The organism is Clostridium zeae (assembly GCF_017312485.1).
In the GTDB taxonomy this organism is placed as follows: Bacteria; Bacillota; Clostridia; order Clostridiales; family Clostridiaceae; genus Clostridium_AR; species Clostridium_AR zeae.
The window spans coordinates 861,494-879,541 of the sequence record NZ_BMBA01000002.1; the positions used below are offsets into that span (position 1 = coordinate 861,494).

The 18,048-nt window shown below is 30.7% G+C and carries 17 protein-coding genes and 1 pseudogene; 2 read left to right on the forward strand and 16 right to left on the reverse strand.

The annotated features are described in order from the left end of the window. Positions 1-151: 151 nt before the first annotated feature. The 4 genes from J3477_RS13260 to J3477_RS13275 form a co-directional block, all read right to left on the reverse strand. Positions 152-820 carry an Rpn family recombination-promoting nuclease/putative transposase gene (locus J3477_RS13260; protein WP_228731288.1) on the reverse strand — a complete coding sequence of 223 codons (669 nt, stop codon included), beginning with the start codon at positions 818-820 and terminating at the stop codon, positions 152-154. Positions 821-924: 104 nt separating this feature from the next. Further along, positions 925-1,791, reverse strand: a complete 867-nt coding sequence (locus tag J3477_RS13265; protein ID WP_206870421.1) for an SDR family oxidoreductase — start codon at positions 1,789-1,791, stop codon at positions 925-927. Positions 1,792-2,119: 328 nt separating this feature from the next. Then, positions 2,120-2,962 (reverse strand): [formate-C-acetyltransferase]-activating enzyme, encoded by an 843-nt coding sequence (locus J3477_RS13270; RefSeq protein WP_206870422.1) that lies wholly within the window; start codon positions 2,960-2,962, stop codon positions 2,120-2,122. A gap of 11 nt (positions 2,963-2,973) precedes the next feature. Continuing rightward, complete coding sequence (locus J3477_RS13275; protein WP_206870423.1) at positions 2,974-5,265, reverse strand: formate C-acetyltransferase; 2,292 nt, start codon at positions 5,263-5,265, stop codon at positions 2,974-2,976. A gap of 484 nt (positions 5,266-5,749) precedes the next feature. Here J3477_RS13275 and J3477_RS13280 point away from each other — a divergent pair, with 484 nt between their 5' ends. Next, positions 5,750-6,415 (forward strand): hypothetical protein, encoded by a 666-nt coding sequence (locus J3477_RS13280; protein ID WP_206870424.1) that lies wholly within the window; start codon positions 5,750-5,752, stop codon positions 6,413-6,415. 152 nt (positions 6,416-6,567) lie between these two features. On the opposite strand, the pseudogene J3477_RS13285 reads toward J3477_RS13280, so the two are convergent. The 4 genes and pseudogenes from J3477_RS13285 to J3477_RS13300 all read right to left on the reverse strand — a co-directional run bounded on the left by J3477_RS13285 (position 6,568) and on the right by J3477_RS13300 (position 9,198). Beyond that, a pseudogene (locus tag J3477_RS13285) lies at positions 6,568-7,472 on the reverse strand (Rpn family recombination-promoting nuclease/putative transposase). Positions 7,473-7,849: 377 nt separating this feature from the next. Then, positions 7,850-8,017 (reverse strand): Uma2 family endonuclease, encoded by a 168-nt coding sequence (locus J3477_RS13290; protein WP_206870425.1) that lies wholly within the window; start codon positions 8,015-8,017, stop codon positions 7,850-7,852. Between the two features lie 150 nt (positions 8,018-8,167). Then, positions 8,168-8,509: a hypothetical protein gene (locus J3477_RS13295; protein WP_206870426.1), complete on the reverse strand. Its 342-nt coding sequence runs from the start codon at positions 8,507-8,509 to the stop codon at positions 8,168-8,170. 116 nt (positions 8,510-8,625) lie between these two features. Next, a complete protein-coding gene (locus J3477_RS13300) occupies positions 8,626-9,198 on the reverse strand; it encodes a methyltransferase family protein (RefSeq protein WP_228731275.1) in 573 nt (190 codons plus the stop codon). 337 nt (positions 9,199-9,535) lie between these two features. On the opposite strand from J3477_RS13300, the gene J3477_RS13305 reads away from it, so the two are divergent. Continuing rightward, a complete protein-coding gene (locus J3477_RS13305) occupies positions 9,536-10,177 on the forward strand; it encodes an oxygen-binding di-iron domain-containing protein (RefSeq protein WP_206870427.1) in 642 nt (213 codons plus the stop codon). Positions 10,178-10,445: 268 nt separating this feature from the next. On the opposite strand, the gene J3477_RS13310 is transcribed toward J3477_RS13305, so the two are convergent. From J3477_RS13310 to J3477_RS13345, 8 genes are all read right to left on the reverse strand, one after another. Further along, complete coding sequence (locus tag J3477_RS13310; RefSeq protein ID WP_206870428.1) at positions 10,446-10,604, reverse strand: hypothetical protein; 159 nt, start codon at positions 10,602-10,604, stop codon at positions 10,446-10,448. Between the two features lie 184 nt (positions 10,605-10,788). Beyond that, a complete protein-coding gene (locus J3477_RS13315) occupies positions 10,789-12,234 on the reverse strand; it encodes a leucine-rich repeat domain-containing protein (protein ID WP_206870429.1) in 1,446 nt (481 codons plus the stop codon). A gap of 134 nt (positions 12,235-12,368) precedes the next feature. After that, a complete protein-coding gene (locus tag J3477_RS13320) occupies positions 12,369-12,863 on the reverse strand; it encodes a CcdC protein domain-containing protein (protein WP_206870430.1) in 495 nt (164 codons plus the stop codon). 217 nt (positions 12,864-13,080) lie between these two features. Continuing rightward, complete coding sequence (locus tag J3477_RS13325) at positions 13,081-13,755, reverse strand: response regulator transcription factor (RefSeq protein WP_206870431.1); 675 nt, start codon at positions 13,753-13,755, stop codon at positions 13,081-13,083. Between the two features lie 46 nt (positions 13,756-13,801). Then, positions 13,802-14,842, reverse strand: a complete 1,041-nt coding sequence (locus tag J3477_RS13330; protein ID WP_206870432.1) for a sensor histidine kinase — start codon at positions 14,840-14,842, stop codon at positions 13,802-13,804. A 385-nt stretch (positions 14,843-15,227) separates the two neighbouring features. Beyond that, complete coding sequence (locus J3477_RS13335) at positions 15,228-15,932, reverse strand: GDSL-type esterase/lipase family protein (RefSeq protein ID WP_228731276.1); 705 nt, start codon at positions 15,930-15,932, stop codon at positions 15,228-15,230. 509 nt (positions 15,933-16,441) lie between these two features. Next, positions 16,442-17,263 carry a PTS mannose transporter subunit IID gene (gene manZ, locus J3477_RS13340; RefSeq protein WP_206870433.1) on the reverse strand — a complete coding sequence of 274 codons (822 nt, stop codon included), beginning with the start codon at positions 17,261-17,263 and terminating at the stop codon, positions 16,442-16,444. Between the two features lie 12 nt (positions 17,264-17,275). After that, the gene (locus J3477_RS13345) at positions 17,276-18,046 is read right to left on the reverse strand and encodes a PTS mannose/fructose/sorbose transporter subunit IIC (RefSeq protein WP_206870434.1); all 771 of its coding nucleotides are present in this window, start codon (positions 18,044-18,046) and stop codon (positions 17,276-17,278) included. Positions 18,047-18,048: the final 2 nt, after the last annotated feature.

Consider the following 18,048-nt stretch of genomic DNA (forward strand, 5'->3'; position numbering starts at 1 on the left):
AACTAATACTTCATGATAATTGATATCAATTGTTAAATCATACTATAATTAAGACATTTATTTATAAAATTTAATATATAAAGTACATGGCAAAAAGGCTGCTCCAAACTAATCGCTTTGGAGCAGCCTTTTACTAATTGTTATGATTTTATTAAAATATTTCACTTTTTAGTTTTCTTACTTCATCTTCACTCAGTCCTGTTATCTCCATTACAAAAGAAATATCTGCACCCTTGCGCAAAGCATTTTTAGCGATTTCTTTATTTCTTTCATCCTTTGCACCTTCTATCATACTCTTTTCGTCCAGTATCTTTTTCATTCTAAGTTCTGCAAGTCTTACAGTTTCAGGGTCTCTACTTAGCATATCTAAGACAGTTATAGCTTTTTTTATTGCAGGTTCTCCCATTTCCACCACCTCCATTACTTCTTTTTCAGGTTTAGTTAAAAATGCAAGCCATTTATTTAAGCTGTTATTTAGTTTTGGTTGTTCATCTAAAAATTTGGGTAATTCTACAAAATGTATCTCCAATATATCTGATAACATTATCTTCTCATCATCTTCATACAAATGGTATGTTGTGTGATATTTATTACTATCAATATAATTAAAATTAAGTATATTTATTGTTATAGTTTTATTAAGATCTTTATAATTTTCTCCTCTTTTTATCTGGCTTGAATATAGTCTAGACCAATAGAAGAGAGTTCTATTTATCATGTTATATCTATTTATAAGCTGAATTTCTACATTTATGTGAATTCCTTTTTCTGTTACAACTCTTACATCTAATATGCCTATTTTATCATCAACGGCTTCAATATCTGATAGCTTTGTAAGCTGAAAAAGTTATATTAATTCTTTGCGAAGCTCATTAAAGTATGGGAGGTAGTGACAACTAAATTTCAGAGCATTAAAAATGCATCCTACAACTTAATTTTAAACTCATTTAAGCATCTAACAATTCCTTCTTCAGTAGTACCAAACTTGATTCCAAATCTCGCAAGCTTGCTTGTATCTAATCTTACATCTCTTGGATTGTCACTGTACTTTTCTGTATCAGCTTCAAGAATTTCCTCTGTCCTATGCTCAAGTCCTAACTGCTTTATGATGAACTTAACAACCTCGTATCTGCTTAAATTATTTACACTTCCTACATGGTAAGTATCGTAAGGGATTTCAAAGATTTTATCAAATTGCTCTATAAGCTCATAAACATAAGTCATTCCTCTGAATTCATTTGTTAGAGCTATTATTTTTTCACCCTTCATTATAGCTGTCATAGTATCCCATAGGATATTTGATGCCATATTGAAGCCTCTTTGAGGAAGACCAAATTGCCATGTAAATCTTAATACCCACACTTCATCTAATATATCTTTAACAAGTTTTTCTGCTTCAAGCTTATTCTCTCCATATACTGTGTTAGGTACTGGAGTACTTTCTTCGTTGAAAGGTCCTCTGTTATCATTTCCATTGAATACTTGCTCTGAGCTTATGAATACCATCTTAGCTCCAACTTCCTTGCAAGCTTTAGCTACATTTATAGCTCCTTGAACATTGATCTTATAAGCAAGCTCTGGATGCTTGTTGCAGAAATCAGTAACTGCAATAGCTGCTGCATGAATTACAAAGTCTGGTTTAATTTCTTTAAAGGCATTTACAACTTCTTCTTCATTAACTATATCTAAATCATCTTTATCAGTTACTATTACTTCATACTTTCCTCTATAAAAGTCTGCAAGTCTTGTTCCAAAAAATCCATTTCCACCAGTTAATAAAATCTTCTTCATTTCAATTCCTCCGTTTACTCTCTTAATATTTTAGGTCTATATGAATACTTTTTATATTTGTGCGAATTTATTTTTTTGTTATAGCATTAAAATTCAAGCAGCCTCCCAATATAATTCTCATAAACACAGATTATATGAGAAACTATTTAACTTTTTAAATATATAAATAGTTTTAATTTTATAATTTAAAATTTTTATATAGGTATATTTTTGTATATTTATAAATTTTCCATTTTAAAACGTCTAAAACTCTGTTTTAATTTAATTCTTGAAGTAGTTTATTTTTCCAATAGGATATTAATTATTTTGAAGATAACACTTTATGCCTCTATCTGCCACCGATAAATACCATAAGTCCTTCTTGCTCCATTTTCAGCTTTATAGCATTTACTTCTTCCTCTGATGGAGGCTTTATATCTAATAAGCTGTAGTCTTTACCTAAATACTCATACTTCTTGCTTCCATATTGATGAAAAGGAAGTATATGAATTTCTTTTAAACCTAGCTCTTTAACAAAAGCAATGATCTCAGATATATTATCATCCTCCATAGTATAACCAGGAATCAAAGGTATTCTTGGTATAACCTCATGATTATTTAAAACCAGCTCTTTCATATTGCTTCTTATAAGCTCTATGTCTGCTCCTAATATATCCTTTGCTTTTTCTTTATCCATTATTTTAAGATCGAAAAGAATTAAATCTAAATATTTTGCTAGCTCTAAAAGTTTTTCAGTATCTCCTTGCCCTGAGGTTTCTATTGCTGTGTTTATGGAGAATTCCTTTAACCTTTTTAGTAGTGCTAAGACAAATTTGGGTTGTGCTAAAACTTCACCACCAGATAAAGTAACTCCACCTTCAGAAGTATCATAAAATACTATATCCTTTTTAACTTCATTAACTACTTCTTCTACGGTGTATTCTTTACCTATATAATCTAGAGCTCCAGTTGGGCATTTGTCTGGACTCATATTACATTTAGCACAGCTTTCACTGCTGCACTTTATACATAGATTAGGTTTCCTCATTATCTCTAATTTAAACTTCTGAGATTCTGGATTAGAGCACCAAGGACATTTAAGCGGACAGCCTTTAAAGAATACAACAGTTCTTATTCCTCCACCATCATGCAAGCTATACCTTTGTATATTAAAAATTATGGCTTTTTCCAAAGTAACCACTCCTATAATACATGCTCTGTTCTATTGATGATGTCATTTTGTATGCCAGTATCAAGCTCTACGAAGATTGCACTATAGCCAGCTACCCTAACTACTAAGTTTTGATATTTCTCTGGATGTTTTTGTGCATCTTTTAAAGTATCAGCTGATACTACATTAAACTGAACATGTTGTATTTTTAATCTGCTAAAAGCCTGAATATATGCTACTAATTTTCTTAAACCTTCTGTTCCCTCTAAAACTGCTGGTGAGAACTTAACATTTAGTAGACTTCCATTTGAAGTTAGGTAATTGTCAAGCTTACTTACACTCTTAAGACTTGCTGTAGGTCCATTTTTATCTCTTCCTACCATTGGAGATAAACCTCCATCTGCAAGCTGCTCTTTTGCCATTCTTCCATCTGGCGTTGCTCCCACTGCTTCACCTAGAGGAATATGAGCAGAAACTGTGTAGGAACCAGGTTGGAACATACCGCCTCTGATATTTTCATATTTTTCTACCTCCTCACAGTAGTAAGAAAGTATTTCTGAACCCAATAAGTCTACTTCATCAACATCATTGCCATACTTAGAATATCTATTTATAATTCTTTGTCTTAGTATCTCGTTGTTTTTCCAGTTGTTTTCAAGGATTGTCACAAGCTCATCTAAAGTCATTTCCTTATCTTCAAATACAAGTTTCTTTATTGTATACAAGGAATCACTTAAATTTGGGCCACCAATTCCTTGAACTCCTGAGAAGTTGTAGATAGCTCCACCTTCAGTTATGTCTTTCCCGCTTTCTAAACATCCACATATGAAGTTTGATAAAAATGGAGTAGGTGCACATTCTCTATGAGCTTTGTCAACTATATTGGAACCTTCCACCATGTCCTTAACATATTTTGATATATTCTTCTTAACTGCAGTCATTAAATCCTCAAAACAATCAAAGCCTTTTCTGTTTTCCTTTAAAGTAACTTCCATAGTCTTTAGAAGATTGAATAGTGCTATATCATGAAGTCCATAAGTCTTCTTTGGAATAGAAAGCTCAACACATCCTACCACCGCATAGTCTCTTGCATCCTTTAAACTTACTCCTCTATTTACATAGGCTAATATGTTAGCTTCATCATTAAATACCTGCGGCATTCCAGTACCGATTCTTATAGCTTCTGCAGATTTCATCAAAAAATCTCTTGGAGATTTTTCTCCTACACGGATGCTTAAATTTGGTTGAGGTAATCTTATATCTCCCATTATCTCAAGCATAAGATGAGATAATTCATTAGTTACATCAACACCTTTTTCATCTAATCCACCTAGAACTATAGTGTATCCTATAGGGAAACCTGCAAAATACCTTGCACTTTCAGTACTTCTTAGTGCAACTATTGTATTAAATTTTATATAAAGAGCTCTAAGAATTTCTTTTAAGAATTCCTTATCTTCTCCAGCCTCTAAAGATTTTTTATAGTATGGATACATATATTGATCAAATCTTCCTGGAGAAATAGAGCTTGCATTTGACTCATGTTGGAACACTACACTTATAAACCAAAATAATTGAATCGCTTCGTAAAAGTTATCTGGTTTTTCATAGGCTACTTTTTTTGATATTCTTGCTATCTCATTCAGTTCTCTTTTTCTTTGTAGATCTTGTTCTCTCTTAGCCATATTTTCAGCAAGTTCTGCATGACGTAATATATAATCACTAGTTGAACTTAAGGTTATAAAGGATGCTTTATAGAAATTATTTTCAGGATAACTTTGCACCTTTTCTTCTATCTGTCTAATCATATATCCTAAGCCTTTTTCCAAAACAACTTCGTAGTCAGGTATGATATGCCCTTGACCTTTATCTGTTTGGTTCAGTGCTACTATCTTAGTTTTTGTAGTTTCTTTTATATTTTGAGGAATAGTTTCTTCACAGTAATCCTTTAAGGATTTGCCTTTCCAATATGTGTAAAGTTCGTTTTTGAAATATTCCTTATCTTCTTCACTAATTTCAAACTTATCTTGAGCTCTTGTAGGGAATTCATCAAGCTCTTCTAAAATCCAATATGGTGACATTTCAGGGGATATTACTCCTGCTCTTGGTTTAACAGTTCTATCTCCAACGATAAGTTCACCTTTTTTAATTTCAATTTCTACCTTATTTAATATATTTGCTAAAGCTTTAGCTCTTCTAATAACTACCGGTAGTCCTTCAGTAGCTTTGAAGCTTTCTGTATAAAGCTTAGCTCTTTCCAAGGAAACTTGTCTCTTTTCTCTAAAAAGCTCATCTTTTAAAAACTGAATTCTATCACTAAGCATTTTACCCTCCCTTAAAATATCCTTAACGTTTTATTATTTCATCTTTATTTTTATCATTTATTATTGTTTAATATCATTATATATCATTTAACCTTTGTATTCAATAATAAATAGTATAATTTTTCTTCGTTGTTTATTATTAATTTATTGTTTTGTAGTTTTTCAACTTGATTCCAATCAACATAAGTTGAATCAATATATGTTTTTAACTATAGAGATTCTTTATTATAAAAATTTTAAATTCTACAAAACAATAAATACAGATAAACTGCTTCAATCCTTAAACTCCAAATAAAGATTTCGATGGTTCTACGAATCTTTATTTGGATAAATTCTAATATGAAGTAGTTTATTTATATAAAGCATGTATAAAATGATAAATTTGTATAATAGTTGGGAATAATAAAAAATAATAGAGTATTTTTGAATTGCAATAGTATCATTTTGCAATAAGGAGTGCTATACTTGTTGTCGTACCAAGAAAATGAAAGAGGTGTTTCTTATAAATACAAATTATAAAAACTTTAATAACGAATACGAAATTAATGGTGATATTGCTACCATCTCAATATTGAAGAAGAACGGCGAAAAGCTTTCAGCTAAAATAGATGCTTCTGATGTAGATAAGGTTAAAGAATGTGGTGTATGGTTTGCTGAATGGAATAAATACTTTAATGATTACATAGTTGAAAACATAAGTTCAACAAAAAAGAACAAACAAGCTAAGCCATTAAAGCAAAGCTTACAAAGCGTTGTTCTAGATGTTAATCCTAAGGCTCCAGTAAAACATAAAAATGGCGATACTTTAGATAACACAAAAGCTAATCTTGAAATAGTTGAAAGAAATACTAAAAATGAATACGAAATAGTAGATGAAGATACTGCTGCTATACTATTAAAGGATAAGTATGGAAAAGTTATATCAAAGGCTCTTATATCTAGAGATGACTTAGGTGCTGTTGTAACTGATGCCTATAGCTGGGTACTATATAAGGTTCATAATGATATTTCAGTTATTGCAAATACTCCAGAAGGAAGAATTCATTTAGACAAATTAATAATGAATCCTGCTGAAGGTGAAAAGGTTCATCATATCAACTTAAATCCTTTAGATAATAGAAGAAAAAACTTAGAGAATACAAACGCTTAAAGACAGTAAAAAAGGCTGTAGAGAGATTAAACTCTACAGCCTTTTTGTTCATTCATAAAACAAGGTTTGAGGATTTAGTCTCTAACTATTAAGTTCAAAAATAAAATTTTAGTGGTAGCTATTATTATAATTAGCTACCACCATAAAAACTTTTAATGTTTATCTATCTCATCTTTTAATATTATTACATCTTCTTCTTTCAATCCTGTTATTTCAACTACAAAAGAAATATCTGCTCCTTTACGAAGAGCATTCTTTGCAATCTCTTTCATCCCTTCAGCCTTTCCCTCAGCTTTTCCTACAGCTCTCCCTTCAGCTATGCCTTCAATTTTCCCTTCTTCTCTTGCTCCTTCAACCATACTTTTTTCATCTAGTATTTGCTTCATTCGAAGTTCAGCGAGTCTTACTGTTTCTGGATCTCTGCTTAGCATATCTAGCACCGTTATTGCTTTTCTTATTGCTGGTTCTCCCATTTCACTTACCCCCTTTTCTGGTTTAGTTAAAAATGCAAGCCACATATTTAAGCTATTATTAAGTTCTGGATTCTCATCTAAAAACTTTGGTAATTCTATAAAATGTATCTCTAATATATCTGTAAGTTTTGTCTTTTCTTCATCTTCCCATAAATGATATGTTGTATGGTACTTTTTGCTATCAATATAATTAAAATTCAATATATTTATAGTTATAGTCTTATTTAAATTCTTATAATTTTCTCCCTTTTTTATCTGATTTGAATACAATCTAGACCAGTAAAAAAGTGTTCTATTTATCATATTATATCTATTTATAAGCTGTATCTCCACATTAATGTGAATACCTTTTTCAGTTACTACTCTTACATCTAAAATTCCTATCTTATCGTCTACAGCTTCAATGTCAGATAATTTAGTGTCAACATATTCAACATGCTTTATTTTCTCTTTTTCAGTTCTCTCTAATAAGCATTTAAAAAACTTATTAGTATATACTCATTTTCTGGACTTCCAAATATTTTTTGAAATACCACATCGTTCTTAGGATCTAGAATCATTTTATCATCAAAATTAAAATCCATTCTATCACTTCCTCTGTTAATAATATTTTACCAAATTTGATAGTCTTATTCTATAATCAGATATTATAATAGAAGAAAAAACTTAGATAATGTTAAATTATAGTATAAAAAGCCGCTAAAGTTATTTTTCTTTAGCGGCTTTTTCTCTACAAAGATTATCTCAATAGAACTTATTCAAAAATCCTTCTTAACTCAATTTATAGATTCTCAAAAATATTCGATTTAACAAGGTCATTTTCAAAGTAAATCTGAGGCTCTCCATATGTTAGATTATATCCACATATTATACTTATATCTGGTTGAACTCTCTTTATTTCCTCTTGACCATCTTCAAGAATAATATAAAAAGTAGCTATATAAGGCTTACATTCTTTTCCTTAGAAGAAGTTTCTAAACTCACTCGCAATATTCAGCACTATTCTTTGATGCTGAGCTGTAGGTGTAGCTTGCATAATTATTTCACCGTCAATAAATTCTGCCCTATCTATATCCTTAGTTATTTGCAAAAATTCTTCATAGGTGTATCTTTTTCTTTGAGGTGACATTATGAAATTACTCCTTTCATATTGCAACTTTTGAATTCATTGTGCCACAAACTCAGTATCAACTAAATATTTTATACTATTTTCGTTTTCATAAATCATATATTAATGTTTTCCGCTTCTTCATTAACTCTTGATTAAACTATTCTTATTTTAATCTTTTATCCCTTTTAATACATTATCCACCACTTCTTGCTGAACTAATACTTCTTCTAAGTCTATCTTATTAGGATTAGTAGTTAACGGATAATCCTTAATCCAGTAGTTACCACTAATACATTTGCCTACAACTATCGGTTCATCAGGATTTTCATCATAGACTTCCTCTAAATCCTCATACTTAGTTAATACAACTATCCTTCTGCAGGGTTCATCAAAGGAATCATATATATTAAAGAAGCTATTATATGTATCAAAGCTCTTCACTGAAGTAACTATCCTTAAATTTAATCCTGACTTTTTAGCTAATTCTACTACATTTATACTATTATTCATTTAACCAATCCTTTTCTAACATGTATTACTCAATGTCTTTATCACATTATACCCTTAGCTACTTATATTTAACTAGCATGTGTGAAATTAATATAATCCACTATAAAAACTATAGTTTAGAATATAAAAGGAATCAAGGCCCAGCTTTCAGAAATATATTTATTATATTCTTCTCCAAACTCTTCTATTAAATATCTCTGCTCCTTGCGTATTTTAACAATGTAAGTTGATAACATAATAATAAATCCTACTAATGAAGCGATAGTTCCTAAGGCAATAAATGTACCGAAAAAGCCGCAAACAATTCCTGTATAAATTGGATTCCTAACATGCCTATACGGACCATCTTTGACCAATCTTTGTCCTTCTACCCTTTGTATCGCCCCACTCCAATTCCTGCCTAAGGTTATCCTTGCCCAAATCGCAAAAGAAAGCGATATTACTAAAATTATTACTCCAAAATATTCAACTATCAAATTACGAGGTATTATCTCTTTCCAAAAAATAAAAGTTTTAAATCCAAATAATGTAATTACAAATGATACTATAACCAAGCTTAAATGAAGCATCCTTTGGGTACTTTTTTGCCCGCTTGATAACTTTTTAACCTTTGATCGAGTATACATGGCAGAGAGTATCCAATACCCCCAAAATAATCCCCAAATATAATTAATGATAAATTTATTCATTATAACCAACTCCCTATATAACTTGGTGAAATCAAACTGTTAAAGTAATTTTATCATATTTTTTAGAATTTCATACTGAGAGAACTTCAATTATTCAGAATATATCTTCATATACCTATGAAAATAAATCTTTTTTAATATTACTCTATTATTGAGCTATATAATACTAATTATATTTTATTTTCTAGCAATATTTATTATGCTATAATTATTACTAAAATTTATACTATCTAAAGAATTTATGCTTATGATAGCTAGATAAGTCTAGGTACTATTTTGCATAGACTTATAGGAAAAGTGTAAATTCTATATAAAGAAGTTTCAAGGAGGTTGTAAGATGGAAGTTACTCAAGTTTTAGAAAATGTATATAAAATTAATCATGGTATACCTAATGTACCTATAAATTTCAATCAATACTTAGTTGTAGGGAAAAAATCCTTACTTGTTCACACAGGTAATTATATAATGGCTAAATCACTAGTTCCAAAGCTAAAGGAGCTTTTAGATGGTGGTTCACTTGACTACATTTTTGTATCTCACTTTGAAAGTGATGAATGTGGAGGTATAAATGTAATAACAGAAGCTTTTCCTGAAGCAGAAGTTATCTGTTCAAGCACTACAGATATGCAATTTAAAGGATTTAACCTAAATGCTAAGACTTTAGTTAAAAAGCCTGAAGAATTTCTTGAAACCGAAAGCTTATCACTAAAGTTTATTAAATACCCATCAGAGATGCATTTATGGGAAGGCATCTTAGCGGTAGATACAAAAAGAAAGCTTCTATTTAGCAGTGACTTATTTATTCATTGGGATACAATGAAAGAGGTAGAAATTACTTCTGATATTAAAACCGAAATAAACAACATAACCTTGCAGCAAATCCCATCACCTGAGGCTCTAGAATTTATTAAAAATACACTTTTAGCTTTAGATATTAAATATATAGCCTGTGGTCATGGTCCGTTTATAAATCTATAAAATTTATAAATCGTTATGACATAGTAATTTATAGATCCTAGCTCCTTTTAAATTTTATATTATAAAATTCAAGTTCTACAAATAAGGCTGCTGAAAAGTTCTCAGCAGCCTTATTATTTCTATCTAATTTATTTCACCTAATCAAATTAATTAGTGTCCTATTTTTCTACTATATCATCGGTTTTATCAAAGTAATATAGTCCATTTTGAGAAAAATACTATAAAAATTTTCATTATATAAATTACAATTACATTATATTTTTATGCTTTAGTTTATTTTTTTCTTAAGAATCTCGTAAAAAGATATATTGTTATTATCTCTACTGTCTTTAATTTGTTTACTTGCTTGAACATATCTATCTTTTCTATTGTTAGATTCTCTCTGTTCTTTATATTTGCTAGTATTAGTTATAATATTTACCTTCATTTCCATCACATCCTCAAATATAAATACGTAAAGCATTTATTTTTTGAGGGTAAAAAGTTCACAAATTAATAAATTCTTCTATTTTAGAAAATAAAATTTGTGAGTAGTAATGTTTGGTTAATGTATATTTATCTGTAATAAAGACAATTATTTCTTAGAAATTCCAATAGCGCTTCATAAAAATTCACTTTTCATCCTCATGTTTAAAATCTTGAACTTTTATTCCAGTATAATCATCTGTAATAATCAAGGTTTCTATACCATATGGGGGATTATGCGCTCCCACAAAGGTTTCAACTCTAACTTTAAAGGTATATTTTCCATCTTTCTTCTCGGCATTCAAAATTCCTGCATTCATATACTGTCTATATTCTCCATAATATTGTTTTATTGCCTCCTCTATGTATGGAGAGAGAGTATTCAAAGCAAGTTCTTGACTATATTTATCACTAAATACGTAAGTAGATATAGGATTTCCGCTAAATTCTATATTAGTTAATGTTAACTCAGGCATACTTCTAAGTGGGCTTATATCACTTATTTGATTATAGGAAATATCTAAGAATTTCAAGTTAGCTAATGAGCTTAATGGACTTACACTACTTATTTTGTTATTGCTCAAATTTAAAATAGACAAATTTTTAAGTAAGCTTAATTCCTCTAAAGAAGTTACTTCATTATATGCCAATCTTAGTTTTTCCAAACTTTTTGCAGTTCCTATTCCTTTAATATTCTTAATCTTATTGCTATCTAAATTCAAGGTTTTCAAATTCTCAAGTTTACCCAATGCACTAATATCGGTTATTTTATTTTCTGATAAAAATAAACGTACTAGCTTATTTATATTTTTTAAGGGAGTAATATTTTCAATTTGATTTCCATTTAAATATAAGTCAGTGAGTTCTACCAAATTACTTAACGAACTAATATCTGCAATTTTATTTCCACTTAATTGTAGTGTCTTTAAAGCTTTTAAGTTTTTCAAAGGCTTTATATCAGTTATTTGATTTTCACCTAAGGTTAGTGAAGTCAAATTCACTAATGAGTTTAATGGCTCTATATCTTCAATTTCATTACCATACAAATCTAAATCATTCAAGCTTATCAAACTTCTAAGAGGTTCTAAATTTTTTAATTTATTAAAAGATAAATCTAATACCTTAAGCTTATTAAGCTTTTCTAACGAGGTAATATCTTTTATGCCATCATACTGAAGTCTTAATTCTTCTATACCTACTAAATTACCTACTGGACTGATATCCTTAAGTGTGTTGTATCCTAAATTTAGACTCACTAAATTTGTTAAGGAACTTAATTGACTTATATCACTAATCTTATTAAACATTAAGTCTAATTTCTTTAGATTAATTAAATACTGGATTCCTTCTAACGATGATATATTCTTATTAGTTAAAGTTAATTCCTCTATATTCTTTACATCATCTTTAGTTATATCGCCTTTTGGTTTACTTAATTTTTCTCTTATCCCTGCTTCTAAAGCTGTATCCTCAAAATAAACTTTTTCACTTTGTAGTATACTCCTACTCTCTTGCCCTTGTACTACCTTACCTTGAAATGCCATATTAAAAAAAACAAACATGATAACTACTAGCATATAATATTTTTTCAAGGCTATCCCTCCATATAAAAGCATTTGTATATTATAGACTTTGCTTAATATATACAATTATGCTTAAAATGCAGTATTTTTAATATTTAGAGCTAAAATAAGAGATTTAGAGCTTTATTATATAATGATCTAGTCTATTCTGTTCTTCCTCCCTTAGAAAAAAACTCACCAATCTGAGGATGTTTTAAATATAAAAATATACTTCTAAAACCAAAGCTAGCAGCTATACCAGCATACAGAATCCATTCGGAAGCTTGGAAGGATGTATTAGTATTAATTCCATTAAAAATTGTTCTTATAAGAAACCTAAATAATACCAATGAAATCCATGCTATAAGTGCCTCTTTTCCTCCACGCATATACAACTTATTTTCTTTATAATAAATTTTCGTATATTTAGATTGTATAACCCCTGCTATAAATCCTACTAGAACTGTTAGCATAACTTGAACCAACTGATTTGATGGGATAATTGATTTTGGCATAAAATTATAAGTTTCATAAATTGCAAATAACGGAATCAAAATAAAGGTTAATTTTCTGACCTTACGCTCTCCTAATTGCTGACTTATTATATAAATACTTAACGCTATAACTATTACTATTGTTGTTAATTGATTACCACTCATGTTTTATTCTCCTCCATTTAAGCTTTTAAGAACTAATCTATAAATAATTATATTGATAGTATAAGAAAGTTTCGTCTATCCAAAGGATGATTTTTAGAATTAGAAGCCTCTATCTGTAGATATACTTCTCAGAGTTTATAAAACTTTTCAATGACAAAAGGTTGCTAATAAATTTACTTATCAGCAACCTTTTGGGAATTCAGTATATATCTAATTTTTATTTTACGATTCCTTGACGTATGGCAAATACTACAGCTTGAGTCCGTTCTTCAACCCCAAGCTTTTGAATAATTCGATGTACATGAGTCTTTACTGTCCCCTGAGATATATGAAGAATATCTGAAATCTCTGAATTACGGCGTCCATATGCCATTTGTTGCAGTACATCAATTTCACGGTCAGTCAAAGGTTCAGTAAGCTCCAAATGTTTAACAGACTCTGTTTCTATTTCATTTTGATCTGATATTGCTTTAGCCAAAGCTCTACTAGCTGTAGCCGTACGATATATAGCCTGACCTTGATGAACCCATCGGATTCCATCCACAAGTTCCTTTGTATCCGTATCCTTAAGCAGATATCCTACAGCTCCAGCACGGATGCCATTAAACACATATTCCTGTACATCAAAAGTAGTAAGCAGCACCACCTTTACATCTGGTAATGATTTCAAAATGGTACTAGTAGCTTCTATACCTGTAAAACTCGGCATTTGTATATCCATAAGCACAACATCAGGCTTTAAATTTATCACTGTATTAACAGCTGATTCACCATCAACTGCTTCACCTACCACTTCCATATCCGCCTGAGAATCGATAATATACCGTAATCCCTGTACAATTATAGGCTGATCATCAGCAAGCACTACCCTTATTTTTTTGACCTCATTCATCTATTATTTCCTCCATTAAAGTAATGAAATTGTTCATAAAATAACCTTACTCTTCCCTTAATTTTAATTCGCTTGGAAGAGTTGCCTCTATTCTAAGACCATGTGGTTTCTCTGGAGTAATATTGCAAAATCCCCCAAGTGCTTCACACCTTTCAATTATTCCTTTCATTCCGAAACCATAAGTTAGTGGAATGTCTCCTTTATGCTGACCATCATCAGATACTGATAAGACAATCTTATCACCTGTTTCTTTTATACGTACTTCAACGGATTCTGCATTTGAATGCCGTAAAATGTTTGTTATTGACTCTTGAAGGATCCTGTACAGAACTATACTAGTCTCTACTGGCCATTCGGAAACTTCAGAATCCTGATAAAAATCAAACTTAATCGATGAACGGGCCTGTGTCTGAGAAACCAATCCCTTTAACGCTACAAGGCCCAATCCCATTTCATCATCTGACCATTCTTTAACTGCAAGTCGTACTTCAGCCATTGTTCTTTTTGATATCTGCAACAATTTAGCTACTAATTCACCTGCTTTCTCTGGATCACTTTTCATCATAATCTCTAGTGCCTGCAATTGAACAATAAGTGATGTAAGTTGATGTCCAATACCATCATGAATTTCCCGGGCAAGCCTTGCTCTTTCCTCAAGGGCTGCATATCTCATTGAGTGTACCGATGCCTCTTGAAGCTCCATATGGGCTTGTTGTAGTTCTCTGTGTGCTTCATTTAATTCCTGCAAATGAAGATTACTTGTTTGATAGGCTTCTCGACGAATTCTAATACTACGTATACCTAAAAAAATTCCTAACAAAGCTAAGAATGTATTGTAAATATCCCCTGAAGGATAAGTAATTAAAATTATTATTCCGATTATACCTACTGCAAGTATTATTGATAGTTTGTCATATTTTTTCCTTAAGGTGCCAAGTATCCATACCATTGGCCATAATAATCTTGAAGCCTGTATACCGTATCCATACCTTAGTCCCAATGCTGATACTATGATTACTGACCAGACTAATATGTACTTTGTATTGTTCCACCATGTATCTTTAGCTAATATCAAGAAGATAATCATTAATAATATCAAAAATAAAACAGCCTCAGGTATTAAGCCATAATGCTCTAATTCCTTGCGAGAAAAAAGTATTAGCGCAATGACTCCAATAATACGATATCTCCACAAAGTAAATATTTTATTAATAAAGTTCAAGCTAGTTCACTTCCTTAAAGACCATATAAATTTATAAGTTTTACCTCTAACTATTTTATCAAAACTAGAAGACACTGTCGTCTATCTATAGGTATATTTAATATCTATCATTATTTTACTTAGCTATAATTTTTACTCATGTTCCTTTTTAAAAATATAGAAAAAAGGATGCTACAGATATTAATTATCCGAACATCCTTTTTTATAATTCATAATAAAACCGTACTCTTATGGATGCACCAAGCTCCTTTTACAAATACTGTTTCATATTTTGAAGAATAACCTCATACGCATTAGGCCACATATGAAGACCTTCTATAGCAAACTCTTCTTTAAGATTTCCTTCTGCATCTGTTAGGCCTTCATTCACATTAATAAATTCATAGTTATGTTTTTTAGCTAAAGCTTCTACTGCCTCATTTGCTTCTAATATGGCTCCATTTGTTCTATATTTAAACATCATTTCTTTTTGTTCTTTATCTACTCCTGGAAAATTAGCCACAGGATTTACAGGATAGTAAGCCATTACGTATACCTTACATTGAGGTAATCTTTCCTTTATTAAAGTTAATATTCTATCATAATTAGTAATCAGTTTTTCTTTTGTATAATCTTCTGCACTTATATCATTTGTACCTATATTTATAAATATCTTTGCCGGTTCCAATTCAAAAATGCACTCTTCCATAGAATCCAACAATTCAGTTGTCACATAGCCGCTAACCCCTCTATTGTAAATAACATAGTTTTTATCCAAGGTCTGTTGCAATTCATTGATTGGAAATTGTTCCATTAATGAAGATCCTGCAAATAGAATTTGTCCTTTTTTTGAACATTTATTTAGATGTTTAAATCGCTTTAGTTTAGTTTTCTTTTCATAATTCATAAAACCTGTAAACACATGATCTAGTGCTATTTTTACTTCTGGCATTTGCATAATTTTTTGTAATTCCATTTTCTCCCCCGCTTTATACACATATAATTTAGGCTATGTTTAAGAAAATTGTTGTAATCATTTAGATTTTACTGTTTGTATTATTTTATTGCATTTTTCAGTATAACCTTCCACATACTGTAATTATATACCTATCCTTCAAGTTACAAAATACAAATCAATGAATATTATAATTTCCTAATGATTAAAATAAAACTCTGTTTAATTTCAACCCATTACTCAAACATGCAAAAAGCAAAAAAGCCAAGTTTTCTAAGTCGCTGTAGAAAACTTGACCTTTTAATTGCACACCTAAGAAAATATTTTCATCTTTTCCCTAAAAAGCTTCTTTCTTAGATATTAGTTAATAAATAATTGCGAAACTGTGGGGTTTCTGATGGAGAATATTATATTGATATACCACTTCATTTTAGAGCTTATATTTTTAGTTTGAAGTTGTACATCTTTAATTATCGCACAGCCTATAAAATCTATAATAAAACTGTACTATAATTTAACTAATTAAACCTTTACTTCAATACTCCTAAAGCATATCCAATGATTCCTACTGCAAATAATCCGAATATTATAAGCATTGGATTTACTTTCTTCTTTAATAACTTCATGCATCCAAAAGTTAATAATAGTGGAAGCATGCCTGGTAATAATTGATCTAATATACCTTGAACTGTTGTTGTTACCATCTTTCCGTCTTGACCTTGATATTGAGAAAGTACTAATGGAACATTTATGCTAGTCCATTTAGAAACAAGAGCTCCCATTACGAATAGACCAAGGATTGAAGCTCCAACTGTTAATTTCTTCAATCTGTTACCAGCCATATCTGCAACTATTTCTGTTCCCTTTTGATATCCGTATTTTAATCCGTACCACTTTGTTGCAAGTCTTAGTGCATTGAAGATTACAAAGAATAATAAAGGTCCAAGTATACTTCCGCTTAAAGCTATTGATGCTCCAAGTGCAGCTGTAACTGGTCTTAATGTTCCCCAGAATACTGGGTCTCCAACTCCAGCTAGTGGTCCCATAAGTCCAACCTTAACACCACTGATTGACGCATCATCAATAGGAGCTCCATTAGCTTTTTGTTCTTCCATTGCAGCAGTTACTCCCATTATAGGTGCAGATATAAAGGGTTGAGTATTAAAGAATTCTAAGTGTCTCTTTAAAGCTGCTCTTTGATCTTCCTTTTTGTCATATAATTTCTTTATAGCCGGAATCATAGTTACGCAGAATCCTACCGATTGCATTCTTTCAAAGTTGAAGGATCCAAGCAAGAACCATGAACGTACAAACATGCTTGTAATGTCTTTTTTACTTAATTTCTTTTCCATTTATTCTTCCTCCTATAGCTCGTCTAGTTCATCAACCAATTGTGGTTTTTGATTGAATTTTGGATCTAATTGGATATAGATTATAGCAAAAACTGTACCCATTATACCGAAACCTACTAAGTTGATTCCTAAGAATGCTGCTATTACAAAACCTAATAAGAAGAAAGGCATTAAGTATTTTGCTTCCATCATATTTATTACCATTGCGTAACCAACTACAACTATGAAGCCACCAGAAATTTGTAGACCTCTTGTTACAACCTCTGGAATTGCTGCAAGCATGCTGTTTACAATACTAGTTCCAGCTACTGCAGCAACTAAAGCTGCTGGTATAGCTACACGAACACCTTGTAATAATAATGCTACGAAGTGACACAATTCAATTCCTCTAAAGTTAGCATCATCTGCATATTTATCTGCAGCATGTTGGAAGAATACTGTGATTGTTCTAACAAATATAGTAAGAACTTGACCTGCAGCAGCTATTGGAATTGCTACTGCTATACCAGCTCCAATTGATTGTTTTCCTACGATTACTAGTATTGATGCAATAACGCTAGCTAAAGCTGCATCTGGAGCCATTGCTGCTCCAACGTTCATCCATCCAAGTGCCATCATTTCAAGAGTACCACCTAATATAATTCCAGTTTTTAAATCCCCTAAAACTAAACCAATTAAAGTACATGCAATTAACGGTCTATGTGTTTGTCCTTCATCAAGAACACTTCCCATACCACAAATAGCCGCAACTAGTACAACTAATATAATTTGAACACTATTCATTT

Excerpts from the sequence above, each read along its gene's own strand:
- J3477_RS13265 (WP_206870421.1), bottom strand. The coding sequence starts at position 1,791 with ATGAAGAAGATTTTATTAACTGGTGGAAATGGATTTTTTGGAACAAGA.
- J3477_RS13275 (WP_206870423.1), bottom strand. The coding sequence starts at position 5,265 with ATGCTTAGTGATAGAATTCAGTTTTTAAAAGATGAGCTTTTTAGAGAA.
- J3477_RS13280 (WP_206870424.1), top strand. The coding sequence starts at position 5,750 with ATGAAAGAGGTGTTTCTTATAAATACAAATTATAAAAACTTTAATAAC.
- J3477_RS13290 (WP_206870425.1), bottom strand. The coding sequence starts at position 8,017 with ATGTCACCTCAAAGAAAAAGATACACCTATGAAGAATTTTTGCAAATA.
- J3477_RS13295 (WP_206870426.1), bottom strand. The coding sequence starts at position 8,509 with ATGAATAATAGTATAAATGTAGTAGAATTAGCTAAAAAGTCAGGATTA.
- J3477_RS13300 (WP_228731275.1), bottom strand. The coding sequence starts at position 9,198 with ATGAATAAATTTATCATTAATTATATTTGGGGATTATTTTGGGGGTAT.
- J3477_RS13305 (WP_206870427.1), top strand. The coding sequence starts at position 9,536 with ATGGAAGTTACTCAAGTTTTAGAAAATGTATATAAAATTAATCATGGT.
- J3477_RS13310 (WP_206870428.1), bottom strand. The coding sequence starts at position 10,604 with ATGAAGGTAAATATTATAACTAATACTAGCAAATATAAAGAACAGAGA.
- J3477_RS13320 (WP_206870430.1), bottom strand. The coding sequence starts at position 12,863 with ATGAGTGGTAATCAATTAACAACAATAGTAATAGTTATAGCGTTAAGT.
- J3477_RS13325 (WP_206870431.1), bottom strand. The coding sequence starts at position 13,755 with ATGAATGAGGTCAAAAAAATAAGGGTAGTGCTTGCTGATGATCAGCCT.
- J3477_RS13330 (WP_206870432.1), bottom strand. The coding sequence starts at position 14,842 with ATGATTATCTTCTTGATATTAGCTAAAGATACATGGTGGAACAATACA.
- J3477_RS13335 (WP_228731276.1), bottom strand. The coding sequence starts at position 15,932 with ATGGAATTACAAAAAATTATGCAAATGCCAGAAGTAAAAATAGCACTA.
- manZ (WP_206870433.1), bottom strand. The coding sequence starts at position 17,263 with ATGGAAAAGAAATTAAGTAAAAAAGACATTACAAGCATGTTTGTACGT.
- J3477_RS13345 (WP_206870434.1), bottom strand. The coding sequence starts at position 18,046 with ATGAATAGTGTTCAAATTATATTAGTTGTACTAGTTGCGGCTATTTGT.